Origin of the sequence: Dactylosporangium sp. NPDC050688 (genome assembly GCF_040654515.1) — a bacterium.
Classification (GTDB): Bacteria; Actinomycetota; Actinomycetes; order Mycobacteriales; family Micromonosporaceae; genus Dactylosporangium.
This window is the reverse complement of sequence record NZ_JBFAIC010000016.1, coordinates 14006-40458: the sequence shown is the minus strand read 5'-3', so window position 1 is coordinate 40458 and position 26453 is coordinate 14006. Positions and strand designations below refer to the sequence as shown.

Annotated in this window: 21 protein-coding genes; 17 read left to right on the top strand and 4 right to left on the bottom strand. The window is 74.1% G+C overall.

The features are described 5' to 3' along the window. The first annotated feature begins 18 nt into the window (after positions 1-18). From AB0H83_RS17795 to AB0H83_RS17770, 6 genes are read left to right on the top strand one after another with little or no spacing between them, the layout of a single operon-like run. Entirely contained in the window at positions 19-1650 is a 1632-nt protein-coding gene (locus AB0H83_RS17795; RefSeq protein ID WP_360094767.1) for an acetyl-CoA carboxylase carboxyltransferase subunit alpha/beta, read from the top strand. Further along, positions 1650-2156, top strand: coding sequence for a biotin/lipoyl-containing protein (locus AB0H83_RS17790; protein ID WP_360094399.1), 507 nt, complete (start codon positions 1650-1652; stop codon positions 2154-2156). Before AB0H83_RS17795 ends, AB0H83_RS17790 begins: the two co-directional genes overlap by 1 nt. A gap of 9 nt (positions 2157-2165) precedes the next feature. Continuing rightward, positions 2166-3602, top strand: coding sequence for an acetyl-CoA carboxylase biotin carboxylase subunit (locus tag AB0H83_RS17785; RefSeq protein WP_360094396.1), 1437 nt, complete (start codon positions 2166-2168; stop codon positions 3600-3602). Continuing rightward, positions 3569-4354, top strand: a complete 786-nt coding sequence (gene fabG, locus AB0H83_RS17780; protein WP_360094393.1) for a 3-oxoacyl-ACP reductase FabG — start codon at positions 3569-3571, stop codon at positions 4352-4354. The genes AB0H83_RS17785 and fabG overlap by 34 nt, the downstream gene beginning before the upstream one ends. An 8-nt stretch (positions 4355-4362) precedes the next feature. Further along, positions 4363-5304 carry an aromatase/cyclase gene (locus tag AB0H83_RS17775; protein WP_360094390.1) on the top strand — a complete coding sequence of 314 codons (942 nt, stop codon included), beginning with the start codon at positions 4363-4365 and terminating at the stop codon, positions 5302-5304. Beyond that, on the top strand, positions 5301-6860 hold the full coding sequence (locus AB0H83_RS17770; RefSeq protein ID WP_360094387.1) for an FAD-dependent monooxygenase: 1560 nt from the start codon (positions 5301-5303) through the stop codon (positions 6858-6860). The genes AB0H83_RS17775 and AB0H83_RS17770 overlap by 4 nt, the downstream gene beginning before the upstream one ends. Positions 6861-6989: 129 nt before the next feature. Here AB0H83_RS17770 and AB0H83_RS17765 read toward each other — a convergent pair whose 3' ends face one another. Continuing rightward, positions 6990-8027: a sigma-70 family RNA polymerase sigma factor gene (locus AB0H83_RS17765; protein ID WP_360094384.1), complete on the bottom strand. Its 1038-nt coding sequence runs from the start codon at positions 8025-8027 to the stop codon at positions 6990-6992. A 381-nt stretch (positions 8028-8408) separates the two neighbouring features. Between AB0H83_RS17765 and AB0H83_RS17760 the strand changes: the two genes are divergently transcribed. From AB0H83_RS17760 to AB0H83_RS17735, 6 genes are read left to right on the top strand one after another with little or no spacing between them, the layout of a single operon-like run. Continuing rightward, on the top strand, positions 8409-10301 hold the full coding sequence (locus AB0H83_RS17760) for a hypothetical protein (protein ID WP_360094381.1): 1893 nt from the start codon (positions 8409-8411) through the stop codon (positions 10299-10301). Then, positions 10298-11725, top strand: a complete 1428-nt coding sequence (locus tag AB0H83_RS17755; protein ID WP_360094378.1) for an amidase — start codon at positions 10298-10300, stop codon at positions 11723-11725. Before AB0H83_RS17760 ends, AB0H83_RS17755 begins: the two co-directional genes overlap by 4 nt. Positions 11726-11735: 10 nt before the next feature. After that, on the top strand, positions 11736-13220 hold the full coding sequence (locus tag AB0H83_RS17750; protein WP_360094375.1) for a glutamine synthetase family protein: 1485 nt from the start codon (positions 11736-11738) through the stop codon (positions 13218-13220). 16 nt (positions 13221-13236) lie between these two features. After that, the gene (gene purB, locus AB0H83_RS17745; RefSeq protein WP_360094372.1) at positions 13237-14529 is read left to right on the top strand and encodes an adenylosuccinate lyase; all 1293 of its coding nucleotides are present in this window, start codon (positions 13237-13239) and stop codon (positions 14527-14529) included. After that, complete coding sequence (locus AB0H83_RS17740) at positions 14504-14929, top strand: GNAT family N-acetyltransferase (RefSeq protein ID WP_360094369.1); 426 nt, start codon at positions 14504-14506, stop codon at positions 14927-14929. The genes purB and AB0H83_RS17740 overlap by 26 nt, the downstream gene beginning before the upstream one ends. 33 nt (positions 14930-14962) lie before the next feature. Next, positions 14963-15754, top strand: a complete 792-nt coding sequence (locus AB0H83_RS17735; RefSeq protein WP_360094366.1) for a DUF3050 domain-containing protein — start codon at positions 14963-14965, stop codon at positions 15752-15754. Between the two features lie 74 nt (positions 15755-15828). On the opposite strand, the gene AB0H83_RS17730 is transcribed toward AB0H83_RS17735, so the two are convergent. The 3 genes from AB0H83_RS17730 to AB0H83_RS17720 form a co-directional block, all read right to left on the bottom strand. Further along, entirely contained in the window at positions 15829-16347 is a 519-nt protein-coding gene (locus tag AB0H83_RS17730; RefSeq protein WP_360094363.1) for a zeta toxin family protein, read from the bottom strand. Positions 16348-16590: 243 nt separating this feature from the next. Continuing rightward, positions 16591-17856: a hypothetical protein gene (locus AB0H83_RS17725; protein ID WP_360094360.1), complete on the bottom strand. Its 1266-nt coding sequence runs from the start codon at positions 17854-17856 to the stop codon at positions 16591-16593. A 321-nt stretch (positions 17857-18177) separates the two neighbouring features. Further along, positions 18178-18975, bottom strand: a complete 798-nt coding sequence (locus AB0H83_RS17720; RefSeq protein WP_360094357.1) for an NAD(P)H-binding protein — start codon at positions 18973-18975, stop codon at positions 18178-18180. Positions 18976-19193: 218 nt separating this feature from the next. On the opposite strand from AB0H83_RS17720, the gene AB0H83_RS17715 reads away from it, so the two are divergent. The 5 genes from AB0H83_RS17715 (at position 19194) to AB0H83_RS17695 (ending at position 26316) form a co-directional block, all read left to right on the top strand. After that, positions 19194-20807 (top strand): hypothetical protein, encoded by a 1614-nt coding sequence (locus tag AB0H83_RS17715; protein WP_360094354.1) that lies wholly within the window; start codon positions 19194-19196, stop codon positions 20805-20807. Between the two features lie 10 nt (positions 20808-20817). Further along, complete coding sequence (locus AB0H83_RS17710; protein WP_360094351.1) at positions 20818-21252, top strand: hypothetical protein; 435 nt, start codon at positions 20818-20820, stop codon at positions 21250-21252. Next, positions 21249-23420, top strand: coding sequence for an FHA domain-containing protein (locus tag AB0H83_RS17705; RefSeq protein ID WP_360094348.1), 2172 nt, complete (start codon positions 21249-21251; stop codon positions 23418-23420). The genes AB0H83_RS17710 and AB0H83_RS17705 overlap by 4 nt, the downstream gene beginning before the upstream one ends. Before the next feature lie 31 nt (positions 23421-23451). Continuing rightward, entirely contained in the window at positions 23452-24717 is a 1266-nt protein-coding gene (locus AB0H83_RS17700; protein WP_360094345.1) for a cation:proton antiporter, read from the top strand. Between the two features lie 231 nt (positions 24718-24948). Then, positions 24949-26316: a hypothetical protein gene (locus tag AB0H83_RS17695; protein ID WP_360094342.1), complete on the top strand. Its 1368-nt coding sequence runs from the start codon at positions 24949-24951 to the stop codon at positions 26314-26316. The last annotated feature ends 137 nt before the right edge of the window (positions 26317-26453 follow it).

The following is a 26453-nucleotide window of genomic DNA, read 5'->3' as shown; positions in this document are numbered from 1 at the left end:
ACCGACGAGGCCCAGTTCGTGCTGTGCGACAGCTGCCGCACCGCCCTGTACCGGCCGCGGCTGGAACGCGGGCTGAAGGTCTGCCCCGACTGCGGCCACCACCACCGGCTGACCGCCGCCGAGCGGATCGCGCAGCTCATCGACGACCCGGTCGGGCTCGACGTGCCCGTCGAGACCGCCGACGTGCTCGGGTTCGTGGACACGGTGCCCTACGCCGAGCGCCTGGACCGCTCGCGCCGGCGCACCGGTCTCGACGACGCCGTCATCGCGGTGGAGGGCACCGTCGACGGCTACCCGGTGGTCGCCGCCGTCATGGACTTCGGTTTCCTCGGCGGCAGCCTCGGCGCCGCCGTCGGCGAGGCCATCACCGTGGCGGCGGAGGTGGCCCTGCAGCGGCGGGTGCCGCTGCTGCTGGTCACCGCGTCCGGCGGTGCCCGGATGCAGGAGGGCCCGATCTCGCTGATGCAGATGGCCAAGACCAGCCAGGCGCTCGCCCAGCTCGACGAGCAGGGCGTGCTGACCGTCGCGCTGGTCACGGACCCGACGTTCGGCGGTGTCGCGGCGTCGTTCGCGACCCAGTGCGACGTGCTGGTCGCCGAGCCGGGCGCGCGGCTCGGCTTCGCCGGGCGGCGGGTGATCGAGCAGACCATCGGCGACCGGCTGCCGGCCAACTTCCAGACCGCGGAGTTCCTGCGCGACCGCGGCTTCATCGACGTGATTGCGCCCCGCTCGGCGCTGCGCGGGGTGCTGCGCCGGCTGCTCGCGGCCGGCCGCACCGGGCAGTCGCGCCGGCCGCGCCGCATGTACCGGGCCGAGGTCGTGCGCAACCCGGACCGGCTGGACCCGATCGACGCGTGGGAGGCGGTGCAGCAGGCCCGCGGCCTGGACCGCCCGACGACCACGGACTACATCGGGCGGATCTGCGGCGACTTCCAGCAGCTGCACGGCGACCGGGTCGGCGGGGAGTGCTCCGCGATCGTCGGCGGCGTCGCGCAGCTGGCCGGGCGGCCGGTCATGGTGATCGGCCACCAGCGCGGGCACACCGCCGCGCAGCTGAAGGCGCACAACTACGGGATGCCGACGCCGGCGGGGTACCGCAAGGCGATGCGCCTCATGCGGCTGGCCGCGAAGCTGCGCATCCCCGTGGTGACCCTGGTGGACACGCCGGGGGCGTTCCCCGGCGCGGCCGCCGAGGAGCGCGGCCAGGCGATGGCCATCGCCGAGTCGATCCGGCTCATGACGGCGCTGCCCGTGCCGGTCGTCACCGTCATCATCGGCGAGGGCGGCAGCGGCGGTGCGCTGGCGCTCGCGGTCGCCGACCAGGTGCTGATGTTCGAACGGGCCGTGTACTCGGTGATCACCCCGGAGGGCTGCGCGGCGATCCTGTGGGGCGACGCGGCGCAGGCGCCGACAGCGGCCAGGGCGCTGCGCGGCGACGCGGCGAGCCTGCTGCGGCTCGGCGTCGTCGACGGCGTCCTGCGCGAGCCGCCGGGCGGCACCGACCAGGACCCCGTGGCCGCCGCGGAGACCTTGCGCAGCACGGTCGCGGCGGCGTTGCAGATGCTCGACCGGATCCCCCCGGCGGAGCTGGTACGGCGCCGCCGGGCCAAGTTCCGGCGGTTCGGCGCGCCAGGAAGGCGAGTGGACTGATGGACACCACACCAGAGCGGGACCGGCCGGCGGTCGCCGAGCTCAGCGACCTGCGCGACGCGATCGTCGAGGTGCTGACCTCGCTGCCGCGGCCGCCGAGCCGGCTGCGCATCCAGGCCGCCGACGTCGGCATCGACATCCGCTGGGAGGAGGAGCCGGGGCCCGCCCGTCCTGTGCGGGACCCGGCCCCGGCCGCGGCGGTCCCGGCGGCCGGCGCCGCCGCACCGGCACCCCAGCCGGCGCCCGCGGCGGAGCCGGAGCCGGGGCCGGTGCTGGTCGCGCCGAGCGTCGGCGTCTTCTACCAGGCGCCGTCGCCCGGCAGTGAACCGTTCGTCACCGTCGGCACCGTGGTGGAGGCCGGGCAGCAGATCGGCATCGTCGAGGCGATGAAGCTGATGATCCCGATCTTCGCCGACCGGGCCGGCACGATCACCGCCGTGCTCAAGCCCGACGGCACCCCCGTCGAGTACGACGAGCCCCTGTTCGCGCTCGCCGAGCAGGTCTGAGAGGTCAGCGTGTTCGACAAGGTACTCATCGCCAACCGCGGCGAGATCGCCCTGCGCGTCGCCCGGGCCTGCCGGGAGCTCGGCGTGGCGACCGTCGCCGTGTACTCCACCGAGGACCGCGACTCGCCGGTCGTGCGCTACGCCGACGAGGCGGTCCACATCGGGCCGGGCGCGGCGCGGGCCAGCTACCGCAACATCGCCGCCGTGGTCGAGGCGGCCCGGCAGACCGGCGCGCAGGCGATCCACCCCGGCTACGGCTTCCTGTCCGAGGACGCCGACTTCGCCGAGGTGTGCGCGCAGAACGACATCGTGTTCATCGGCCCGCCCGCGCACGTCATCGCCCAGCTCGGCGACAAGTGCGCGGCCCGGCGGGTGATGAGCGAGGTCGGCCTGCCCGTGCTGCCCGGCAGCCACGGGCCGGTCGTGTCCGCCGAGGAGGCCACCGCGCTGCTGGCCGAGATCGGCTACCCGGCGATCTTCAAGGCCGCGGCCGGCGGCGGCGGGCGCGGCATGGCGGTCGTCACCGAGCCGCGCGAGGTGGTGACCGCCTACCAGGGCGTCACCAGCGAGTCGCTGGCGGTCTTCGGCGACGGCCGGATCTACGTCGAGCGGTACGTGGCTGCGGCCCGCCACATCGAGGTGCAGGTCCTGTGCGACGGCCACGGCAACGGCGTACACCTGGGGCTGCGGGACTGCTCGGTGCAGCGGCGGCACCAGAAGCTGCTCGAGGAGAGCCCGGCGCCCGGGCTCAGCGCCCAGACCGCGGACCGGATGGGGCAGGCGGCCGTCGCGGCGGCCCTCGCCGTCGGCTACGTCGGCGCCGGCACGTTCGAGTTCCTGGTCGACGAGGACGAGCGGTTCTACTTCATGGAGGCGAACTGCCGCATCCAGGTGGAGCACCCGGTGACCGAGGCGGTCACCGGCGTCGACCTGGTGCAGCAGCAGCTGCGGGTCGCGGCCGGGGAGCGGCTCGCGCTGCGCCAGGCCGACGTGGTGCCCCGGGGCGCCGCGATCGAGTGCCGGATCAACGTGGAGAACCCCGACCGGGACTTCGCGCCGGCGCCCGGGGTCTTCGACGAGTTCGTGGTGCCCGGCGGCCCGTTCGTGCGGGTCGACACGCACGGCTACCCCGGGTACCGGATGCCGGCGATCTACGACTCGCTGATCGCCAAGATCATCGTTTGGGCGCCGGACCGGGCCGCCGCCATCGCCCGGATGGACCGGGCCCTCGCCGAGTTCCGGGCCACCGGGCGGGCGATCCACACCACCGCCGGGTTCCTGCGCCAGGTGCTCGCCGAGCACACGTTCCGCGACGGCACCCACACCACCACGCTCGTCGGGCACATCCTGCACGACCTCGCCGGCCGTCCGGCGGGACCGGCGGCCACCCGACCCGAGGAAGGAGCCCCACGATGGGCACGAAAGCACCCCGTTCCGCACTCGTGACCGGTGCCACCAGCGGCATCGGCCTGGCCGTCGCGCGGACCCTCGCCGCCGCCGGTGACCACGTGTTCATCTGCGCCCGCGACGCCGACGCGGTCAAGTCGACCGTGGAGGATCTGCGCGCCGAAGGGCTCACCGTCGAGGGGATGCGCTGCGACGTGCGGTACACCGACGAGGTCACCGCGCTCGTCGTCGCCGCCCGCGCCGCGTTCGGGCCGATCGGCGTCCTGGTGAACAACGCCGGGCGCAGCGGCGGCGGGGTCACCGCCGACATCAGCGACGAGCTGTGGCTCGACGTCGTGGACACCAACCTGCACAGCGTCTTCCGCACCACCCGGGCCGTGCTCACCGTCGGCGGGATGACCGAGCTGCCCGCCGGGCGGATCATCAACATCGCCTCGACCGCCGGCAAGCAGGGCGTCGTGCTCGGCGCGCCCTACTCGGCGTCCAAGCACGGCGTCGTCGGCTTCACCAAGGCGCTCGGCAACGAGCTCGCCCCGACCGGCATCACGGTCAACGCGGTCTGCCCCGGCTACGTCGAGACGCCGATGGCGCAGCGGGTCCGGCAGGGCTACGCCAGCGCGTACGGCCGTACCGAGGCGGAGATCCTCGACCAGTTCCAGCGCAAGATCCCGCTCGGCCGCTACTCGACCCCGGAGGAGGTCGCCGGCCTGGTCGGCTACCTCGCCGGCGACGCCGCCGCATCCATCACCGCGCAGGCGATGAACGTCTGCGGCGGACTCGGCAACTTCTAGGAGGCGTGATGACCGTCCGAAACACCGTGCACACGATCACCGTGCAGGCGTCCGCCGCCGACGTGTACACCCTGATCAGCGACGTCACGAACTGGCCGCAGCTGTTCCCGCCGACCGTCCACGCGGTGCGGGTCGAGGGCACCGACGCGCAGGAGCGCATCCGCATCTGGGCGCGGGCCAACGAGGGCGCCAAGACCTGGACGTCGCGGCGCACCCTGCACCCGCAGACCCGCTCGATCACCTTCGAGCAGGAGGTGCCGGCGTGGCCGGTCGCCGCGATGGGCGGCACCTGGGGCATCATCGAGCTCGGCGAGGGCCGGTGCGAGGTGCGCCTCACCCACCACTACCGGGCCGTGGACGACCTGCCCGAGCACCTCGAGTGGATCGACCGCGCGGTCGAGCACAACAGCGTCGCCGAGCTCGCCGCGCTGAAGCAGAACGTCGAGCTGGTCACCGCCGGGCAGGACCGCGGCCTGCTGTCCTTCGCCGACACGGTGCACGTCGACGGCGACCCGCAGGCCGTGTACGACTTCCTCAACGCCGCCGACCTCTGGCCGGACCGGCTGCCGCACGTCGCCCGGGCCCGGCTCACCGAGACCACGCCGGGGCTGCAGGAGCTGGAGATGGACACCCGCACCAAGGACGGCGCCACCCACACCACGGTGTCGATCCGGGTGTGCGTGCCGAACCAGCGCATCGTGTACAAGCAGATCACCCTGCCGGCGCTGATGACCCTGCACACCGGCGCTTGGCACATCACCCCGGCCGACGGCGGCGGCGTGTCCGTCACGTCGCACCACGACGTGCTGGTCAACGAGGCCAACATCGGCGCCGTGCTCGGCCCGCAGGCGACCGCCGCCGACGCCCGCCGCTACGTGCAGCAGGCGCTCAGCGCCAACAGCAAGGCCACCCTGCTGCTGGCCAAACAACACGCGGAGAGCACGACATGAGGCCCGCCTCGGTCGACGTCGACGTGCTGGTCGTCGGCGCCGGCCCGGTCGGGCTGCTGCTCGCCGGCGAGCTGCGCCGCGGCGGCGTCGACGTGCTGGTGGTCGACCGGCTCGCCGAGCCGCGGACCGAGTCGCGGGCCTCGACGCTCAGCGCCCGGACCATGGAGCTGCTCGACGAGCGGGGCCTGGTGCCGAGCCTCGGCGACCCGCCCCGCGAGCCGGCCGGCCACTTCGGCGGGATCCCGCTGGACCTCAGCGCCCAGCCGAGCCGCTACGCCGGGCAGTGGAAGGTGCCGCAGCCGGTCCTGGAGCGCATCCTCGCCGACGCGGCCGAGCGGGCCGGCGCCCGGGTGCAGCGCGGCCACGAACTGGTCGGGCTGACCCAGACCGGCGACACCGTGCACGCGCGGCTGACCGGTGCGTCCGGTGCGGTGACGGTACGGGCGGCGTACGTGGCCGGCTGCGACGGCGAGGACAGCACGGTGCGCCGGCTGGCCGGGATCGCCTTCACCGGGCCCGCCGCCGAGCACCGGATCCTGCGCGCCGACCTGCGCGGGGTGCAGCTGCCCCGGCGCCGCTTCGAGCTGCTGCCGGGCGGGCTGGCGATCTCGGCCCGCAGCCCCGACGGGGTCACCCGGATCATGGTCGCCGAGACCGGCGCCGACGCCGACGTGGCGCGGCCGGCGACGTTCGAGGAGATCGCGCTGGTCTGGAAGCGGGTCACCGGCGAGGACGTCAGCGGCGCCGAGCCGTTGTGGGTCAACGCCTTCGGCGACGCCAGCCGGCAGGCCGAGCGGTACCGCGAGCGCCGGGTCCTGCTCGCCGGCGACGCCGCGCACCAGCAGCTGCCGGCCGGCGGGCAGGCGCTCAACCTCGGCCTGCAGGACGCGGTCAACCTCGGCTGGAAGCTCGCCGCACAGCTGCGCGGGGATGCTCCGGCAGGGCTGCTGGACACGTACCACGCCGAGCGGCACCCCGCCGGGCGGCGGGTCCTGGCCAACGTCCAGGCCCAGGCCCGGCTGCTGTTCGACGGTAACCGCCCCAGCGGCGCCCGGGAGCTGATGGCCGAGCTGATCGAGCAGCCGACGGTGCGGGACCTGCTCGCGGCCGGCATCAGCGGCCTGGACGTGTGCTACGCGCGCGGCCCGCACCCGCTCGTCGGCCGGCGGGCGCCGGAGCTTCCGGCCCGCCAGACCGGTCTGCCCACGACCACGACGCGGATGCTGCGCTCGGGCCGGGGACTGCTGCTCGACCTGGGCGGCGCCGGTGGCTGGCTGCGGGCGGCGTGGCAGGGCTGGGACCACCGGGTCGAGTTCGGCACGGCCGAGCCCACCCCGGCGTACGACGGCGCCGCCGCCGTCCTGGTCCGGCCCGACGGGATCGTGGCGTGGGCCGGCGCGGACAGCGCCGGGCTGCGCGAGGCGCTGGGGACCTGGTTCGGGTCCGCGGTGGAGCACCGACCGGCCGGGAGCAACGGCACGCCGGCCGCGCCGGCGCGGATCCGCACGGCGCCGCCCACGCCGACCCGCCTGCCGGCGACGGCCTGGTCCGGCTGAGCCGGCCACCCGAAAAGCCCGGCCGGGTCGCCGTTGGCGACCCGGCCGGGCGCTGCCGGGCGCCGCTCATGATCCCGAACGGTTCTGGTAGCCAGGGCCACCGGAACCATTCGGGATCATGGAGAGGGGTCAGGCGGTCAGCTCGTCGGTCAGCTCGATGTGCATGGCGGCCAGCCGCTGCGGGTCGGCGACCAGCTCGATGTCGACGATCCGCGAGCCGACGACCGTGAACAGGAACGCCATCGTCGGCCGGCCGCCGGTGACCCACACGGCGCCGGGGGCGCCGTCGATGAGCGCGGGCCGGGCCGAGCGGGCGGGCCCCGCGAGCGCGACGGCGACCTCGACCGCGCCGCGGATCGTGGACATCCCGGCGGCTGCCGCCCGGTCGGAGCGCAGCACCACCTGCGGGTCCAGCACGTCGCCGAACCCGGCGGTGCGAGCCGCGCTCAGGAACGCCTGGATCGCCTCGCTGCGGCGGCTGTGCTCGCCCGGGGCCGGCTCGCCGCGCTGCACGGTGTGCCGGGCCCGCTCGGCCAGCCGCCGCGCCTCGCCCGGCGTCCGGCCGATCGCCGCGGCGACCTCCTCGAAGGGCACGGCGAGCAGGTCGTGCAGCACGAAGGCGAGCCGCTCGGCCGGGGGCAGCCGGTCGAGCGTGACCAGCATCGCCAGCGTCGCGGACTCGGCGATCGCCGCCATCGGCCCGGTGGTCCGGGTCCCGTCGCGCAGGTCGGCCGGCAGCTCGACCGGCGGGTCGGCGGGCGGGTTGCCGGGCAGGGCGACCAGGTCGTCGGGGAGATCCGCCCGCAGCTCCTTGCGGATGTCGTCCCAGCGCTCCTCCCACCGCTGGTCGGAGGTCTCGCGCCAGCCGGCGGGCGGCACCGTGCCCGACGGCTCGCGCCAGGGCTCCGGCCACGGTCCGGCGCCGGTCAGCGCGGCGGACGCCGCGTGCCGGGCGCGCAGGGTGTCCAGGCAGATCCGGGTCACCACGTTGGTCAGCCAGGCGGGGACATTGCCGGCGGCATCGCCGTCACCATGCGTGATGCGCAGCTGGGTCTCGTGGAGGGCGTCCTCGGCGGCGTCGGCCGAGCCGAGGATCCGCAGCGCGACGGCACGCAGGTGGGCCCGATGGGTCTCGAAGTGCTGAGCCAGCATCTCGTGGTCGTTCATCCGTGGAGCCCCTCCGTCGCCTCGCTCTTCTAGGTATGACCACGGTTCGGGCGGGAATGTGACAACCGCCGCGACATGTCCGGCGTATTTCGGGCCAGTTGCCGAGTCCGTTTCCTCCCGCGGCAGGCGGCGGTCCGCGCCCGACCGCGGCGCCGCAGAGCGACCGCCGCTGGTGCCGGCGCAAGCGTTCGACCGGCGCAGGTTCACGGTCGAACAACCCGATCCAGCGACTTCAATGTCGTGGGCGTTCATTGCGCGCCTTGGCCGCCTATCGGGCCGCCCGTATGGTCGCTGCGGGTATTCATCGACTCTGAATCGGGTGACGAACATGCCCATCTCCATGACGGTTCAATCATTACTCTCCGTGTACGGGGTCGCGCGATGACCGCGGTCAGCGCGGGCCGGTCCCGCCGCGAGGCGCTGGACCTGGCGCGGCAGAGCCGCCGCCCCAGCCGCCTCGGCGCGCCCGCCGGCGCCGCGCCCGGCCCGGACCACCACCGCAGCGGCGACGCCGGCTTCGTGACCCTGCTCCGGCAGGTGTGGCGCAGCGCCGCGCAGGCGCCGGACCTGCACCAGGCGGTCGACACGATGCTGACCCTGGACGGGCACGTCCCCGCCGAGGTGCCGCTGCGCGCGCTGGCCACGCCGGCCGCGTGCGCCGTCGCCGCCCTGTGGGGCGCGAGCTGGCAGGGCGAGCACCGGTGCCGGCAGCTGCCGGGCGCAGGCCGGACCGCGTACACCGGCGAGGTCGGCCTCGGCACCGACGGCCGGCTGCTGATCCGCACGCCGGGCGAGCCGCCGCTGGACCCCGCCGCGCTGGTCGGGCGCCCCCGCCGGGTCCCCTGGTCCCGCACGGCGCTGGAGCGCTACCACGCGACGCTCGCCCAGGCCCGGCTGCGCGCCGACGAGGCCGCCGCCGACTGCCGGCGCTGGCTGGTGGAGCAGGGCGAGGAGGGGCGCACCGCGATCCTCGACCGGCTCGAGCAGGCGACCCTGCGCACCGCGCCGTTCATCCTGTACCAGGAGGGCCGGCAGTACACGAACTTCCGCGACCGCAACACGATCGTCGGCAAGACGCTGTGGCCGGGCCATCCCGACTGCGCCTACACGGCGCTGCGCTACCTGCCGCCGGACCTGTGGCCGACCCAGGACGTGCTCATGGTCGTGTGCCTCACCCTGCTGGTGCGCTCCGGCAGCCCCGGGCGCATCGAGGAGGCCAACGGCACCGAGCTCAACCTGGACAACATCGGCGACCTGCTGGAGCGGGTCCGCCGCACGTACGACAGCGTCTGGGCCGGCCGGCCGGTCGCCCCCGCCCCGGACACCCGGGTCGCGTCGCTGGACACGCTCGCCGGCGAACTGGCCGCGCAGCGCGCCGCCGTGGCCGGGCAGGCACAGCTGTACCGGGAGATCCACGGCGCGCTACTGCACAAGGTCGAGCGGGTGGCCGCCGCACCGGGGGCCGCGGCCTGGGAGCGCGAGGCGGCGCTGGTCGAGCGGCTGGGGGAGCGGCTGCCCGTGCACGGCGGCACCCTCGCCCAGCTCGGCGACGCCCTCGAGGCCGACCCGGCCTGGCTGACCCGCCCGCACGGCGGGTTCGGCACCGGGCTGGAGTCGCTGGTCTACGAGACCGTCCGCGCCGCGACCGGCGTCTTCGGCGCCGACTTCGCGATGAGCCGCGGCATGCGCCGCCTCGGCGCCCTCATCGAGGCGATGCGCGGCGAGGAGTGGCAGCGCATCGTGGGCTGGGAGCTGCCGGAGTACTTCTGCTGCGTGGTGCCCGCCCCCGACGCCGACCGGCACTTCCCGGGCGGCCCGGCGAAGGTCGCGGACCTGGCGTGGGCGATGTCGTCGCGGATGCAGTACAACTCGTGGCACTTCGTGCCGGGCAACCTGCCGCCGGAGGCGGCCGCCCTGCGCCGCGACTACTTCGTGCCGCCGACGATGCCCGACCTCGCGCACTTCTCCGACCAGCACCACCACGGGCACGTCACCGCCCGGGTCCGCTTCACCGTGCGCAGCCCGCAACCGGTGGAGATCCTCGGCCGGCAGTTCAAGGGCTTCATCGACCTGCGCCTGCTGCGCTGCGACGGCGCGCCGTTCGAGGAGGCGGACCTGCTCGCCGCGCACCAGGCGTCGCGGTTCATCGCCCGGGCCACCGGACTGGCCGCCGATCTGGCCGCCGCCGGTGACCGGTTCGCGGTCACCGCGTTCGACTCCCGGTGGCACTGGACCACCATCCTGGCGGCCGCCGCGACCGGGAGCCGGCGGTGAGCGCCGGGCTGGGCGCGGCCACCGCGGTGTTGCCGTCCTACGCGCCGATCGCCCACGACGGGCCGGCCGCCCTGCGCGGCCGGGTCGCCGGCACCCGGGCCGCGCTCGCCGCGGGCCGCTCCACCGTCACCGAGCACGTCGGCGCGGTCCTCGAGCGGATCCGCGCCGTCGACGGCGACCTCGGCGCCTACGTCACCGTCGGCGGCGAACCGGCGCTGCGCGCCGCGGCCGAGGCCGACCGGCGCATCCGCCGGCTCGGCCGGGACGCCTGGCGGCACCAGCCGCTGCTCGGCATCACCATCGCGGTCAAGGACCTCATCCAGACCGCGCAGCTGCCGACCGGCCGCGGCTCGCTGCTGCGCAACGGCCGCCCGCAGACCGACCCGCCGCTGGTCGCCCGGCTGCGCTCGGCCGGCGCCATCATCGTCGGCAAGACCACCACGTCGGAGTACGGCTGGAGCGCCAGCACCGCGAGCCGGGTCGCCCCGGCCACCCGTAACCCGTGGTCGCCGCGGCACTCCGCCGGCGGCTCCAGCGGCGGCTCGGCGGCCGCGGTCGCCGCCGGGCTGTGCGACGCCGCGATCGGCACCGACGGCGCCGGCTCCATCCGGATCCCGGCCTCGTTCTGCGGCATCGTCGGCTACAAGCCGTCCCACGGCCTGGTGCCGTACGTGCCGTCGTGCGCCGACCGGCTCGCCCACGCCGGCCCGATGACCGCCCGCGTCGCCGACGCGGCCGAACTGGCCAGGGTGATGGCCGGCGCCGCCACCGGCGACCCGGACTCCGCCCTGCGCCACCCGGGGCGGCGCGTCGCCGGGCGGTCGCTGCGCATCGCCTGGATCGAGTTCCCCGGCACCAGCGACGAGGTCCGGCAGGCCGCCGAACCGGCGATGCTCGCCCTCAGCGGTCTCGGGCACCGCGTCGAGCAGGTCGCGCCGCCGTTCGCCGACCCGTACCTGGCCCTCGTCACCGTGCTCGCGGCGGCCGAGGCGGCCGGGACCGCACCGCACGACGAGGCCGGCGCCGACCCGGGGCGGCTGGCGGTCGCCCGGCACGGCCGCACGCTCGGCGCCGCGGCCCTCGTGCACGCCGAGGAGACCCGGCTGCGCCTGCGGGTCCGGCTCACCGAGCTCATGCAGCGCTACGACGCCCTGGCCATGTGCACGGTGCCGACGGCGCCGTTCGCCGCCGACGCGATCGGCCCGGCGTGGGCCGCCGACCCGGCGGACCTGCTGTGGCTGGCGTGGGCGCCGGGCTGCTACCCGTTCAACCTCACCGGGCAGCCCGCGATCTCGCTGCCGGCCGGTCGTACCGCGGCCGGACTGCCCGTCGGCGTCCAGCTCGTCGGCCCGGTCGGCGGCGACGTGCGGCTGCTGACCCTGGCCGGCCGGCTCGAGGCCGCACTCACCCCCGCAGCCGAGTAAGGAGCCCCCGATGTACGTCCGTTCATGGCCCGCGCCGCTGCCCAACGGGGTCGGCCGGCCCGGGTTCGTCCAGGAGTTCGGCCTGTGGAGCGCCGAGCAGCACGCCGCCGCCGAGCGGCTGGAGGCGTCGCTGGACGACGTCGACCTGGTCCGGCTGGTCTTCTGCGACCCGCACGGGCTGACCCGGTCCAAGACGCTGAGCGTGCCGGCGTTCCGCGCCGCGCTGCGCAACGGCATGGACTTCAGCCCCGGCCCGTTCATCTTCGACACCGGCCACGCCGTCGCCGTGGACTTCCAGACCGACCCGGGCGTCGGCGTGCCCGAGCTGCGCGGCGCCGGCGACTTCGTGCTCGTGCCCGACCCCCTGACGTTCCAGGTGTTGCCGGGCGGCGCCGCCCGCACCGGATGGATCCTCGGCGACGAGTACCTGCGCGACGGCCGGCCGCACCCGCTGTCGACCCGGCACGTCCTGCGCCGGGTGGTCCGGTCGTACGCCGACGCCGGCCTCACCCCGATCGTCGGCATCGAGGTCGAGTGGTACCTGACCCGCCGCCTTGCCGGCCCGCCGGGGCAGGAGACCAACGGCTTCGGCACCCAGGCCGACGCGCCGCGGGTCGAGGCGGTCAACGCCGGCTACCAGTTCAACCTCGACGCCCGGTACGACTCCGTCGCCGGCGTCACCGACCCGCTGGCGCTGCAGCTGGCCGGGCTCGGCCTGCCGCTGCGCTCGATGGAGCACGAGTCCGGCCCCGGCCAGGTCGAGACCACCCTCGACCCGCTCGGGGCGCTCGACGCGGCCGACGCGATGCTGCTGCTGCGCGGCGTGGTCAAGCAGGCGTGCGCGCGGCGCGGGTACCACGCCTCCTTCATGTCGCTGCCCGGCCTGGACGGCTTCGACCCCAGCGGCTGGCACATCCACCAGTCCGTGGCGGACCGCTCCGGGCGCAACCTCTTCGCCGACGCCACCGACCCCGACGCGCTGTCGGAGGCGGGCCGGTCCTACGTCGCCGGGCTGCTCACCCAGGCGCGGGCGCTGTGCCTGCTGTCCGTGCCGACCGTCAACGGGTACCGCCGCCTCGGCAAGGACTTCTCGTTGTCGCCGACGCGGATCGGCTGGAGCTTCGAGGACCGCACCGTGCTCGTGCGCGCCCTCGGCGGCGGCAGCAGCACCCACCTGGAGAACCGGCTCGCCGAGCCGTCGGCGAACCCGTACCTGGCCATCGGTTCGCAGCTGTACGCGGGGCTGACCGGGCTGCAGGGCACCGCCGGCCCGGCACCGGGCGAGGAGGCGACGGTGCCCGCGTCCTTGGCCGAGGCCCTCGCCGCGTTCGGTGACGGCGGCGCCGCCGACCTGCTCGGCGCGCCGCTGGCCGCCTGCCTCACGCGGCTCAAGCAGAGCGAGGCCGCCCGCTTCGCCGCCTGGTCGGCGCAGCAGCCGGCCCTCCCCGCCGGCGTGACGGCGTGGGAGCACCGCGAGTACTTCGAAGTCTTCTGACGGGGTGTGATGACCGATGATCCCGAGATACAGCCGGCCCGAGATGGCCGAGCTCTGGTCGGCGGAGACCCGCCTCGCCACCTGGGTGCGCATCGAGGTGCTCGCCGCCGAGGCGATGGCCGGGCTGGGCATCGTGCCGGCCGCGGCGCTGGAGGACATCCGGCGGGCGCCGGTGCCCACGCAGCAGGAGGTCAGCGCCTGGGAGCAGGTCCGCGACCACGAGATACTGTCGTTCCTCGCCGCGTTCTGCGAGCGGCTGCCCGCCGCCTCGGCCCGCTGGGTGCACCTCGGCATGACCAGCTACGACGTGGTCGACACCGCGCTGGGCCACACCCTGGCCCGCGCGACGGACCTGCTCACCGGCGCCGCCGGGGAGCTCGGGCAGGCGCTCACCGACCTCGCCGTCGCGCACTGGGACACGGTGTGCATCGGCCGTACCCACGGCATGCACGCCGAACCGACCACGTTCGGGCACAAGCTGGCCGGTTTCGCCTTCGCGATCCGGCGCAGCGTCGAGCGGCTCGCCGCGGCCCGCGAGGCGGTCGCCGTCGGCACGATCTCCGGCGCGGTCGGCACGTACGCGCTCGTCGACCCGGCCGTGGAACGGCACGTGTGCGCCGCGCTGGGCCTCGGCATCGAACCCGCGCCGAGCCAGATCGTCGCCCGCGACCGGCACGCGCAGCTCATCCAGGCCGTCGCCCTGCTCGGCGCGTGTGTGGAGCAGCTCGGACTGGAGCTGCGGCTGCTGCAGCGCACCGAGGTCGCCGAGGTCGAGGAGTCGCGCAGCGTCGCGTACCAGGGCTCCAGCGCCATGCCGCACAAGCGCAACCCGACGAAGACCGAGCGGCTGTGCGGCCTGGCCCGGGTCCTGCGCGGCTACGCCACCACGGCGCTGGAGGACGTCGCGGTCTGGCACGAGCGCGACCTGGCGCACCAGTCCGTGGAGCGGATCGTCCTGCCCGACGCGCTGACCCTGGCGCACTACCAGGTGACCCTGGCCACCGACGTGGTACGCACCCTCACCGTGCGCCCGGAGCGGATGCGGGCCGCCGTCGGCCACACCCGCGGACTGGCGTCGAGCTCGGCGGTCCTCGCCGAGCTGCTGCGCTCCGGCATGGAGCGGGAGCAGGCCTACCGCGCCGTGCAGCGCGCGTCGGACCTGGCCGCCGAGACCGGCGGCACCCTGCGCGACGCGTTCGACGCCACCGTCGACCCCGAGGCGTGGGAACCCGAGTGGTACCTGCGCAACCACCACGCAGTGCTCGACCGACTGAAGGAGCTCGATGCAAGCAGTGACGCAGCGCGTTGACGGCGGAAGCCTCGACCTGGACGAGGTGCTGGCCGTGTACCGGGCCTCCGGGCTCGGGCAGCGCCGGCCGATCCACGAGCGTGGTCGCTTCGCCACCATGCTCTTCAACGCCAACCTCGTGATCACCGCCCGGCTGGACGGCGAGCTCATCGGCATCGCCCGCAGCATCTCCGACTTCGCCTACGCCACCTACCTGTCCGACATCGCGGTGGTACAGCGGCACCAGCGGGCCGGGGTCGGTCGCGCGCTCATCGCCGCCACCCAGGCGGAGGCGCCGACCGCGAAGATCATCCTGCTGTCCGCACCGGCGGCCACCCGCTACTACCCGCACATCGGCTTCACGCCGCACGACTCGGCCTGGGTGCTCGACCCGGCCGTGTCCCCGGTACCCACCCGTTAACCGGTCTCAGCCGGACCAGGAAGGAAGGCCCGCATGTCGCGCTACGACTGGGGTAAAGCCAACCCCGCGATCGAGGAGCTGCGCCAGGTCATCGGCAACGCCCGCGCCGCGGTGCTCAAGCACCCGATCTACCACCGGCTGAACACGCTCGAGGACGTCAACGTCTTCACCGAGCACCACGTGTTCGCGGTCTGGGACTTCATGTCGCTGCTGAAGAACCTGCAGCGCAACCTCACCTGCGTCGACGTGCCGTGGGTGCCGCGCGGCTCGAACGAGAGCCGCCGGCTCATCAACGACATCGTGCTGGTCGAGGAGAGCGACGAGCTCGGTGACGGCTTCATCAGCCACTTCGAGCTGTACGTCGCCGGCATGCGTCAGGCCGGCGCCCGGACCGGAGCTATCGACGGGTTCATCGCCAACGTGCGCTCCGGGCTGCCGGTGCGCCAGGCGCTCGTGGCCGCCCCGGTGCCGGCCGCCGCGGCCGACTTCGTGCGCACCACCTGGCGGTACATCGAAGCGGCGCCGCTGCACTGCCAGGCGGCGGCGTTCGCCTTCGGCCGCGAGGACCTCATCCCCGAGATGTTCGAGCAGGTCGTGAAGATCGACGACCAGGAGGGGCGGCTGGCCACCTTCAAGGATTACCTGGCCCGCCACATCGAGGTCGACGGCGAGCAGCACACCCCGATGGCGATGGCGATGCTCGCTGACCTGTGCGGCGACGACCGCACGAAGTGGGACGAGTGCGGCGCGACCGTCATCGAGGCGCTGCGCGCCCGGGTCGGGCTGTGGGACGGCATCGTCGCCGCCCTCGACGCCCGGCTCTGACCCTCACCCGCACCGCAACGGAGGCGTCCACCACCCGGTGGGCGCCTCCCTCGCCTTACGGCGGAGGTGGGGGGCTACGAGGCCCAGTCCGGTGGCAGCGGCAGCGGTCCCCACTGCGCCGGCGGGGTGAACAAGCGCGGCGCAGTGGTGAGCGGAGCTGAGAACCGCGAGCCGAGCGGCAGGCTCCGCGGGTCGGAGCCGTCGGGGAGCGCCCAGTACATGATCTGCGTGCCGGGCGCGAGCCAGGCCACGACCCGTTCGCCGTCGTCGGCGACGACCCGCATCGGGAACGCAGCCTGTGGGACGCCGCTGTCGAGTCCGGCGAAGTCGATCGAGCGGGGATCGCCGACGTCCAGCCGGGGCGTGCCGGTTTCGTCCGGGATCCAGCTTCCGCGGGTGGGGTCGGTGAAGTGGTAGTAGTCGTCCAGGTGCAGGACGGTGACCGCCTCACCTTGGACGGCCAGGGCGTCAGCGAGGGTGTCGGCCAGGGTGGTCTTGCCCGCTCCGGCGCCGCCGGTCATGGTAAGCAGCATCGCCGGTTTCTCAGGGCGGACCGGGGTGCCTGGTGAGGTGACTGCGGTGGGCGTGGTCACGCTGCGTCCCCCTGCGTGCGGCGTTCGACGAGGCGACTGTGAACGCTATCGCGAGGCCGGCTGCGCTGGTGCCCGGGCCGCCGGTGGTCACGCGGGTGCGGTGGCGCAGGTGGCTGCGGCGGTGGGGAGACGACGGCGCCGGGTCGCGGCCGGTGGGGGAACCGGTCGCGGCCCGGCAGGGTCGCGGCACGCGATGGCCGGGGCCCGGCAGGTCGCAGGTCCGCCGGGCCCGAGGTGGTCGGATCAGGCAGGGCTGGGCTGTGGGCGGGTGCTGCGGCGCGCCGCGACCCGGGTCGCGATGCCGCGGGCCAGGGCCCGGCCCCACAGCACCAGGCCGGTGCCGGTGACCGCGATGCTGAGCAGCACGGAGGTGACGAAGTCGAACGACGTCCAGATCGTCGACGGGTTGGTCAGGAAGTCGTAGATGGTGGACAGGTAGTGCCACAGGACCGGGATCGTCACCGACACCAGCAGCAGCAGCGCCATCGCCCGGCCGATGAGCCAGAACAGCGAGAAGCCCCAGACGACGCGGCGCTCCCGGCGCGGCAGGCCGCTCTGGTCCCACAGGGCCTTGCGGCCGGTGACGCGGCGCAGCGCGTTCTCGATGAAGTGCTGGGTGTCGGTCATGAGGTCCTTGCAGCCGAACGCGGTCGCGACCGTGTAGTACAGGTCGGTGCGCACGAACAGGAAGCCCTGCCAGTAGATGCGGCCGATGTACGTGACCGCGACGCCGTTGAGCAGCAGCAGCGTGGTGGGGGAGAAGCTGACCCAGCCGCGGCGCTCGGCCCACAGCACCGCGATGAACAGCGCCAGCGACGCCGAGTCCAGCAGCGCGCCGGCGAGGAACGCCAGGTAGCGGGCGCGCTTCGGGGCGAGCCAGATGCCGGTCATGTCGGTCTCGATGACCGGGATGAACATGCGGTTCGACAGCCGGATCCGTGACGGTACGCCGGCGGCGCGCGCCGCGATGACGTGCGCGAACTCGTGCAGCATCGTGGCGGTGAACCCGATGGCGAAGGTGACCCAGGTGAGCATCGCCAGGTGGTGCGGGTAGATCAGGGCCTGGAAGCCCGGCACCACCCCGGGGTCGGTCGCGACGAGGGCGACCATGCCGGCCAGCAGGGCGAGGGCGAGGATGACGACGGGTGGGCCGACGATGCGCCGGGCGGTCTTGGTGCTGATCCAGCTGAGGTGACCGACGAAGCGGTCCGGCTCGGCGGGGGCCGCCTCGGCGGGCGCGGCGCCCGCCTGCCGGACGAAGCCCTCGGCCTCCAGCGCGCCGACGAAGCCGTCGATGTCGACCTGGCGGCCGGTGCGCTCCTCGTACCGGCGGGTGGTCTCGCCGATCGTGTGCCCGGCGGCGAGGTCCTGCAGGATGCCCAGGCCGCTCTGCGGCAGGGACAGGAAGACGTTGCGGTTGGTGTCGCCGATGGAGACCGTGTCGCCCTCCAGCCGGTGCTGGAACGGGGGCACGTGCAGGACGGTGTCTGGTGCGTACATGGTCGGCATGACTCCTCCTTTCCGAGGGGCCTGAGGTAGAACTGCAACGGGCATGGTGCGACGGGCCCCGGGACGGCCAAGGACCGCCCGGGACCCGTCGAACGCGGCGCTGATGCGGCGATCAGGCCGACACCGAGCAGCCAGCCGTGGTGCTGGTGGTGACCGGCTCCAGCTTGCGAACCTCGATCTTGTCCATGCGGAATCACCTCCTTCTGCGGGCAGCACGAATCACCAGTTGCCTGGTGCTCTGGGCGACCGGATGCCGGCCAGTCTGGAATCACCTCGCGGCGCGGCGGCCGGAGGTGCGGTGGTGGGACGGGGGTGTGCGGGTTACCGCCCGGCGGTCTTGCTCGCCGGGGGCGCGGCGCTGGAGCGGACGAAGTCCTCCCACGAGCGCTTCCCGCGCTGCGGTGGGCCGGCCTCGGTGCGGTCCGGCGCGAGCAGCCCGCCCGCGTTGATCTTCGCCATGCCCGGGAACCACAGCTGGAGGACGGGCCGGCGCTTGCCGGTCACGCGCAGCAGGTCGCGCAGCGTGCCGGCGAACGTGGTGCGGTGCGGTCCGGTGAGGTCCGGCACCCGCCCGGCGGGCGGCGCGAGGGCCAGCTCGACGAGCCGGTCCGCGACGTCGCCTGCGTCGACCGGCTCGACCGGGAACCCGCGCGGCACCGGCACGACCGGCAGCTTCGCGAGCTTGCTGGCGCCGCTGTAGATCATGTCGTAGAACTGGGTGGCCCGCAGGACCGTCCACGGCACGCTCGACGCGCAGACGACCTGCTCGGCGGCGAGCTTCTGCTTGAAGTAGCCGAACGGCACCCGGTCGACGCCGACGATCGACATGAAGATCAGGTGCCTGGTGCCGGCCTGCTCGGCCGCGCGGACCAGGGTCGCCGTCGTCGCGGCGTCACCCTTCTGCGCGCTGGCCAGGTGCACGATCGTCGGCGCGCCGGCCACGGCCTCGGCGACGCCGGCACCGGTGGACAGGTCACCGACGACGAACTCGGCACCGCCGGAGGGCTCCCGCGGAGTGCGGCTCAGCACGCGCACCGGTACCCCTGCCGCGGTCAGCCGCTCGACGACGCGCCGTCCGAGTGTGCCGGTGCCGCCGGTCACGAGCACTGGTGCTGTCATGCCGGACCACCTCCTCAATGCTCAGCGGACCGTTGCGGACCGGGTGTCACTCATATGACCGGCCCCGCCCGAGGAATGTGACGGCCGCGACGGGAAATCCTTCCGCGTCTTGTAATCAGCGTCGTTCAACTGCTCCCGGCGCCGCTGGACCCTCCGATCGCCTCCGCTCTACCTTCCAGACGGCATATGCCCGTCGCGAAACCTTGGGAGGCGCCGCTATGCCCGATCCTCACGCTTTCGACCAACCCGGCCGCACGGACACGGTGCACGACGCTGCCGTGCCCGTGCCGGCCGGCCCGTCCGGCCCGGTCGGGCCACCCGCCCCGCCCGACGAACTCACCACGCTGCTGCGCGACACGGACTTCTGGTCCGACGGGATGGTCCGCGCCGCCGGCATCCCGATCGTGGACGTGCCGTTCGTGACCGTCGGCGGTGGCCTCGGCTCGTTCGTCACCGTCGACTACCTGCGCATCGCCGGCGTGCCGGCGGACGAGATCCGGGTGCTGTCCAACCTGGACTACCCGTGGCAGACATATGAGTATCTCACCCGGGTCTCGCAGATCCCCGGCCCGGAACGCATCCGCTCGGACTCCTCGTCGCGCCCCGACAACATCTGGGGGTTTCCCTCGTACGCGGTGGGCGAGGCGTGGCGGGAGCGCACACTGAAGCCACTGGCCGAGGTGTTCACCGAGCCGCTCATCGCCGACTACTGGACGCCGCGGGTCGGCGCCGTGTTCCGCGGCCTCGAGCGCGAGGCCAAGCGCATCGGATACGCCGACATGCTCACCCGCGGCCTGGTCCGCACGGTGCGTCGCCGGATGGACGGCGGCTACTTCACCATCCTCACGCCCCGCCCGGGGGACACCACGACCCAGCCGACCGCGTTCCGGTCCCAGTTCGTGCACATCGCCGTCGGGTACCCGGGGCTGCGGTTCCTGCCGGACCTGCAGGCGCTGCGGCTCGGCGCCGGCGACTACCACCACGTCGTCAACGCCTACGAGCCGCACGAGCACGTGTACCAGCACCTGATGACCGCGCCCGGCACGGTCGTCGTGCGCGGCGGCGGCATCGTGGCGTCCCGGGTGCTGCAGCGCATCATGGACGACCGCGAGCGCAACGGGGCGCAGACCAACGTGGTGCACGTGTTCCGCACGTTCGTCCGCGGCGCGCAGGGCCCGCACCCGTGGCTGCGCCAGCCCGGCGGCGACGGCTGGGCGTACCAGGGCTTCAACTACCCGAAGTCGGTGTGGGGCGGCCAGCTCAAGGCCGAAATCCGCAAGCTGGACGGTGAGGCCCGGGCCCGTAAGTACCACCAGATGGGCGGCACGTCCACGCCCAGCCGGCGCACCTGGAAGCGGCAGCTGGCGGCGGGCCGCGCCGGCGGTTACTACACGGCGCTGCAAGGAGCGATCGAGCACGTCGCCGTCGACCCGGCCGGCGGGCTGCGCTGCCGGATCGTCGGGGAGAACGGCGCCCGGGAGATCCACGCCGAGTACATCATCGACTGCACCGGCCTGCAGCCCGACATCAACCACCACCGGGTCCTCAAGGACCTGCTCGACCACGGCGGCGCCGGCCGCAACCCGCTCGGCGGCCTCGAGGTCGAGCGGCACTTCGAGGTCAAGGGCACGGCGAGCGGCAACGGCGCCCTCTACGCGTCCGGGGTCGCCACCCGCGGCGGGTACTTCCCGGGCGTCGACACGTTCCTCGGCCTGCAGATCGCCGCGCAGGAGATCGCCGAGGACCTGGCGCGCCGCGGCTTCGCCCAGCCGCTGACCGTGGCCCGCTCGACGCGGCAGTGGTTCAACTGGCTGCTCAACCGGCCGGTCTGAGGAGACACACATGGTTCCCACCCTGACGGGCCGCATCCAGACCCGTATCGCGCTGCTGGCCACGGTCGGCGCGCTGGTCACTGCCCTGCTCACCCCGTTCCTGCCGGGCGGCGGCCCGCTGCAGCCCCGGTACGGCACGACGTACCTGCTGCTGGCCGCCGTCACCGTGCTCGGGGTCGGCTGGGAGTTCGTCTACCACGTCCTCATGCAGTTCCGCTGGGAGAAGGACTGGCCGACGCTGTTCGGGCTGCTGACCTTCGCCCCGGAGGGCGCGCTGGTGTGGTTCCTGGCCCAGCGGGGGTCGGTGCCGGGGCTGCACGCCCCGTCGTTCGCGGCCTTCAGCATCCACTTCCTCGTGGTGTGGCTGTGCGTGTGGCTGATCGCGAACGGGCCGATGCGGGTTCCCTTTCCACGCTGGAGATTTCATGGAGGTCGGCTGCTATGACGATGCCTACGGTGACCGGCGGCGCCGCGACCGGACCGGCCGGCGAGGGCTCGTCCCCGCCGCCCCGCCCTGCCCGGCGCCGGCGCGCCACGACCCCCGAGCCGCAGCCACCGTCCCCGGCGGCGCAGCCGGAGTCTGAGGCGCCTGAGCCCGCACCGGCGACCCGGAAACGTGCCGCCGCCGGGACACGGGCGGCGAAGCCGGCAGTAGCGAAGCCAGCAGTGGCGAAGGCGACGGCAGGCAAGTCCCGGACCGCGGGCGCCGATGCGACCGAGGCGCCGCCCGCGAAGGCGGCGAAGGCGGTCAAGGCGGTGACCGTGGCGGCGGCGAAGACCAAGCCGCGCCGCACCGCCACCGCGAACGTGGCGCCGCACACCGCTGCGCCGCAGGCGCCCGCCGCCGCACCGCATCCGGTCCCGCCGCGTCCTGTGGCGCCGCATCCGGTGGCACCGCACGTCGTGGCGGCCGCGCCGGTCAGGACCGTGACGACGCGGGTGACGACGATGCGGACGGCCACGGGGCGCGCGGCGGCGGCCCGGGCGGCCGCCGCCCGGGCCGCGGCGAGCCGGGCGGCCTCGGTCCTCACCGTTGCCGCGCCCACCCCGGCCGTGACCGATGCCCCCGGGATGACCGAGGCCGAGGAACTGCCCGACGCCATGCCCGACGCCATGCACGACGCCATGCACGACGCTATGCACGACGCTATGCACGACGCCATGGGCGACGTGATGGGCGGCGTGATGGATGACGGCATGCGGGGCGGTGCCGTCGATGCGATGGCCGCGGACCCGATGAGTGGTGCCGCCGGCGGCATGGCGGACACGATGTCCGGGATGACCGTGCGGCCGTTGCCGGGCAACGGGCTGGTGATGCGCCAGGGTGATCTGGTCCTCGCCGGGGCGGAGGCCGGCATCGGAGCGGTGGTCAAGGCGTTCGCCGAGGTCGTCGCGGCCGGCGGGGACGGGGTGCTGCTGGTGCGCCGCATCGCCGCGGTCCTCGCCGCCGACTACGCCGGTGCGGTCGCCGCGTGCGCCGCCTGCGGGCCGACGCGCGACGGTCGCCTCGCCGTGCTGGTGTACGCCGGTGCCCGCGCCCACATCGACGCGGCCGGGCAGTCGACGACCCTGTCGGGAGAGCACGACATCGCCGCGGTGGCCCGGGTCCTGCCGGCACCGGTCGACGCCGTCCGCCTGGAGCTGCCCGGCGCGGCGGACGCCGACCCGCGGACCCGCCTCGACGTCGGCGTGGTCGTGGCGGCCGGGGTGAGCATCGCGTTCGCCGGCGGCATACCCAGGCTGGCACCCACCGCCCCGGCACCCGCCGCAGCCCCAGCGCCGGCCACGGCACCGGCACCGGCACCGGCACCGGCCCCGATGATGGAACCCACCCCGGCACCCGCCCCGGTGGCGGCGCCCGCGACCCACTCGATGGCGGTGGCCGCCCCTGCACCGGCGCTGACACCGGCACCCATGCCCACCGCGCCCCCGCACGCCGCCACACCCGCGCAGGCACCCGCACCCGCGTCGGCATCCGTAGCCCCGCCCGCGCCGGCGCTGCACGACACCGCGTCGCACGTGGCGGTGGGGCAGCGGCCGCAGGTCGAGCACCGCGCCACCGTGGCGGTCCCCGTCGTGGCGCCGGGCCGCCGGGACCCCGGCGACGGGCACCCGGAGCCGCCGCCGGCCGTGCAGCCGCACGCCCCGCTGGTGAGCGGGCTGCACTGCCCGGAGGGGCACTTCAACGACCCGCGGCTCAAGTACTGCGGCGTCTGCGGCATGTCGATGACCCAGGCGACCTCCGTCGAGCAGGACGGCCTGCGCCCCCCGCTCGGCGTGCTGGTGCTGGACCGGGGCGGCACGTTCGTCCTGAACGGCGACCTCGTGGTCGGCCGGGAGCCGCAGGCCGACCGGGACGTGGTCGCCGGGATCGCGCAGCCGCTCGTGCTGGACGAGCCGGCGCTGACCGTGTCCCGGCAGCACGCGCGGATCAGCCTCATCGACTGGGACGTCTACGTCGAGGACCTCGACTCGAAGAACGGCACCCGGCTGCAGCGACCGGGTGTCCAGCCCACCCACATCGCGGCGAACACGTTGACCCCGATCGGGCCCGGCACGGTGATCTGGATGGGCGACCGCTGGCTGCGGTACGAGTCCAACCGTCACCTCTGAGCCCGCCACCCGGCACCGAGAAAGGCCTTTCGTGACCACGTACCAGCTCGCACAGCTGTTCTTGACCCTGGCCATCATCATCGTCCTCGCCAGAGTGTTCGGCGCCGTGGCCCGCCGGCTCGGGCAGCCCGCGGTCCTGGGGGAGCTCACCGCCGGCATCCTCGCCGGTCCGACGCTGCTCAGCGCCGACATCCGCGGCATGCTCTTCCCGGCGTCGATCGGCACCGCCCTGGCGGCCCTGGCGAACGTGGCCCTGGTGCTGTTCATGTTCTGCGTCGGCCTCGAGCTCGACCAGACGCTGCTGAAGGGCAGGGGCCGGGTCGCGGTGGCGGTGTCGGTCGGCTCGATCGCTGTGCCCTTCGCGCTCGCCGTCGGTCCCGCGCTGTGGATGGCCGGCAACCACGGCGTGTCGGACCGGTTGCCGTTCGTGCTGTTCATCGGGGCGGCAATGTCGGTGACCGCATTCCCCGTGCTGGCCCGGATCCTGACCGACCGGAAGATGAACCGCCTGGAGATCGGCGGGCTGGCGCTGGCCAGCGCCGCGGTCGACGACGTCGTCGCGTGGGGGATGCTGGCGTTCGTGACGGCCATCGGCGGGTACGCCGCCGGCGGGCAGTGGGAGGTCACCCTCGTGGTGCCCTACGTGCTGCTGATGGTGCTGGTCGTGCGGCCGCTGCTGCGCAAGGCCTGCACCGTGGACGGCCGGCCGCGGCCGCTCACCCCGGGGCTGCTGTCGCTGGTGCTCGCCGGGCTGCTGGTGTCCAGCTACGCCACCGAGCGGATCGGCATCCACTTCATCTTCGGCGCGTTCCTGTACGGGGCGATGATGCCCAAGCAGGGCTTCGCCGAGTTCCGCCGGGTGCTCGTGGAGCGCATCGAACCGGTGAGCGGCACGATCCTGCTGCCGGTCTTCTTCGTCATCTCCGGCATGCGGGTCGACCTGTCCACCGTCGGTACCCGCGGCCTGGTCGAGCTGGCGGTGATCCTCGCGGTCGCGGTCGGCGGGAAGTTCGGCGGCGCGTACCTCTGCGCCCGCTCCGCGGGCCTCGGCGGGCGGCAGTCGGGCACGCTCGCGTCGCTGATGAACACCCGCGGTCTGACCGAGATCGTGTTCCTGACCGTCGGCCTGCAGCACTCGATCATCGACCGGGACCTGTTCTCCCTCATGGTCGTGATGGCGATCGTGACGACGGCGATGGCCGGCCCGCTGCTGCACCGGTTCTACCCGCGCCGGATGGTCGAGCGGGACCTGGCGGCGGTCACGCCGGAACCGGTCCTGACCACCGCGGCCAAGTGACCGGCGCGCACCGGAGCGCGGCAGGACCGTGCGGCGTTCGACTGTGCCCGCGCCGCGGTCGCACACCTGAACTGTCCACTGTGGACGCGGTGGTCGCGCGGCAACGCTGAACGCATCGACGGCGGTCCGCGTACCCCGTAGGTTGAGCCCATCCCCGCCAGGCCCAGTGCCCGGCCCGCACCCAACGGCATCGACATCGATAAATGAGTACAAACGTGGAGGGAAACAGTCATGAAAACTCGGCACTGGGTCAGCGCGGCGATCGCCGTCATGGCGGTGCCCGCGGTGCTGGTCGGTGGGCCGGCGGCACTCGGCGGGTTCCTCGGCGCCGGACCGGCGGTCAGCGTGGCGGACAACGACGAGATCGTCCCGTCCGGCGGGCCGATCGCCGGCACCACCGGCTGGGTGTACGTGATGAGCAACCAGGAGTCCGGCAACTCGATCGTCATCTTCCAGCGCGACGCCTACGGCGGCCTGGTCCGCAAGGGCATCGTCCCCACCGGCGGCCTCGGCGCCGGCCGCGGCCACGACCTGGAGGACGCCAGCGACGCGCTGGTCTCCCAGGGCGCGCTGATCGCCAGCCCCGACCGCAAGTTCCTGTTCGCCGTGGACGCCGGCAGCAACGAGGTGTCCTCGCTGTCCGTCGACGGCGGCAAGGTCGAGCTGGTCAGCCGGGTGCCGTCCGGGGGCAGCCGGCCCGTCTCCGTCGCGCTGCACGAGGACCTGCTCTACGTCGCCAACGCCGGCGGCCTCGCCCCGAACACCAACGGCCCGTCGGCGTCGGTCGCCGGCTTCAAGGTCGACGGCGAGGGCAAGCTGACCGCCATCGAGGGCGCGGTGACGAACCTGCCGGGCGGCCCGACCGCGGCGCCGTCGCAGGTGTCGTTCAACCCCGCCGGCACCAAGCTCGTGGTCACCGAGCGGCAGGCGAACAAGATCGACGTGTTCCCGATCGGTGAGGACGGCAAGCTCGGCACCGGCGTGTCCAACAAGTCCAGCGGCCCGGGCCCGTTCACCGCGACGTTCCGCGGCAAGGACACCCTGGTCTCCAGCGAGGTCGTCGGGGCTGAGTACAAGTACGGCGCGCTGTCGACGTACAAGCTCAAGGACGACAACACCCTCGAGGTCATGACCGCGTCGCTGAGCACGGTGGAGATCGCCGCGTGCTGGACGGTCGACAGCCTGCTGGACCCGAACGTGCTCTACCTCGGCAACGCGCAGAGCGGCACCATCTCCGGCATCCGCTTCGACAAGGACGGCAAGGCGTCGGTCTTCCCGGACGACGGCCACCTCGCCGTGACCCGTGACCAGCGGGCGACGCAGGACATGGCCCTGAGCGCCGACGGCCGCTTCCTGTACGTGCTGACGGTCGGCTTCGACGAGAAGCTCGCCGACCCGCGGCTGTCCACCCACGTCGAGGGCGCGCAGTTCTCCAACAAGATGTCGATCAGCGCCTGGCGGGTCGAGAAGAGCGGCGCCCTCACCCCGCTGCCCGGCTACGGCGTCGCCGACGACGTGCCGACCGTCGTCACGCCCGGCGTGATCACCGAGAGCAAGGGCGGCCTGCCGCCGGGTAGCGAAGGCATCGTCGCCTTCTGACGCCCGGCCGCCACACAGCCGCGCGTCACCGAGCCGCCCGTCACCCCCTGACGCCCCCTGACACCCCGGCCCACCGGCTGAGCCCGACTCGCCGGTGGGCCGGGATTCCAAGCGGTCCAGCGAGGCCCCCCACGCAG

Excerpts from the sequence above, each read along its gene's own strand:
- AB0H83_RS17790 (WP_360094399.1), top strand. The coding sequence starts at position 1,650 with ATGGACACCACACCAGAGCGGGACCGGCCGGCGGTCGCCGAGCTCAGC.
- fabG (WP_360094393.1), top strand. The coding sequence starts at position 3,569 with ATGGGCACGAAAGCACCCCGTTCCGCACTCGTGACCGGTGCCACCAGC.
- AB0H83_RS17775 (WP_360094390.1), top strand. The coding sequence starts at position 4,363 with ATGACCGTCCGAAACACCGTGCACACGATCACCGTGCAGGCGTCCGCC.
- AB0H83_RS17770 (WP_360094387.1), top strand. The coding sequence starts at position 5,301 with ATGAGGCCCGCCTCGGTCGACGTCGACGTGCTGGTCGTCGGCGCCGGC.
- AB0H83_RS17765 (WP_360094384.1), bottom strand. The coding sequence starts at position 8,027 with ATGAACGACCACGAGATGCTGGCTCAGCACTTCGAGACCCATCGGGCC.
- AB0H83_RS17760 (WP_360094381.1), top strand. The coding sequence starts at position 8,409 with ATGACCGCGGTCAGCGCGGGCCGGTCCCGCCGCGAGGCGCTGGACCTG.
- AB0H83_RS17750 (WP_360094375.1), top strand. The coding sequence starts at position 11,736 with ATGTACGTCCGTTCATGGCCCGCGCCGCTGCCCAACGGGGTCGGCCGG.
- purB (WP_360094372.1), top strand. The coding sequence starts at position 13,237 with ATGATCCCGAGATACAGCCGGCCCGAGATGGCCGAGCTCTGGTCGGCG.
- AB0H83_RS17740 (WP_360094369.1), top strand. The coding sequence starts at position 14,504 with ATGCAAGCAGTGACGCAGCGCGTTGACGGCGGAAGCCTCGACCTGGAC.
- AB0H83_RS17735 (WP_360094366.1), top strand. The coding sequence starts at position 14,963 with ATGTCGCGCTACGACTGGGGTAAAGCCAACCCCGCGATCGAGGAGCTG.
- AB0H83_RS17725 (WP_360094360.1), bottom strand. The coding sequence starts at position 17,856 with ATGCCGACCATGTACGCACCAGACACCGTCCTGCACGTGCCCCCGTTC.
- AB0H83_RS17720 (WP_360094357.1), bottom strand. The coding sequence starts at position 18,975 with ATGACAGCACCAGTGCTCGTGACCGGCGGCACCGGCACACTCGGACGG.
- AB0H83_RS17715 (WP_360094354.1), top strand. The coding sequence starts at position 19,194 with ATGCCCGATCCTCACGCTTTCGACCAACCCGGCCGCACGGACACGGTG.
- AB0H83_RS17710 (WP_360094351.1), top strand. The coding sequence starts at position 20,818 with ATGGTTCCCACCCTGACGGGCCGCATCCAGACCCGTATCGCGCTGCTG.
- AB0H83_RS17705 (WP_360094348.1), top strand. The coding sequence starts at position 21,249 with ATGACGATGCCTACGGTGACCGGCGGCGCCGCGACCGGACCGGCCGGC.
- AB0H83_RS17695 (WP_360094342.1), top strand. The coding sequence starts at position 24,949 with ATGAAAACTCGGCACTGGGTCAGCGCGGCGATCGCCGTCATGGCGGTG.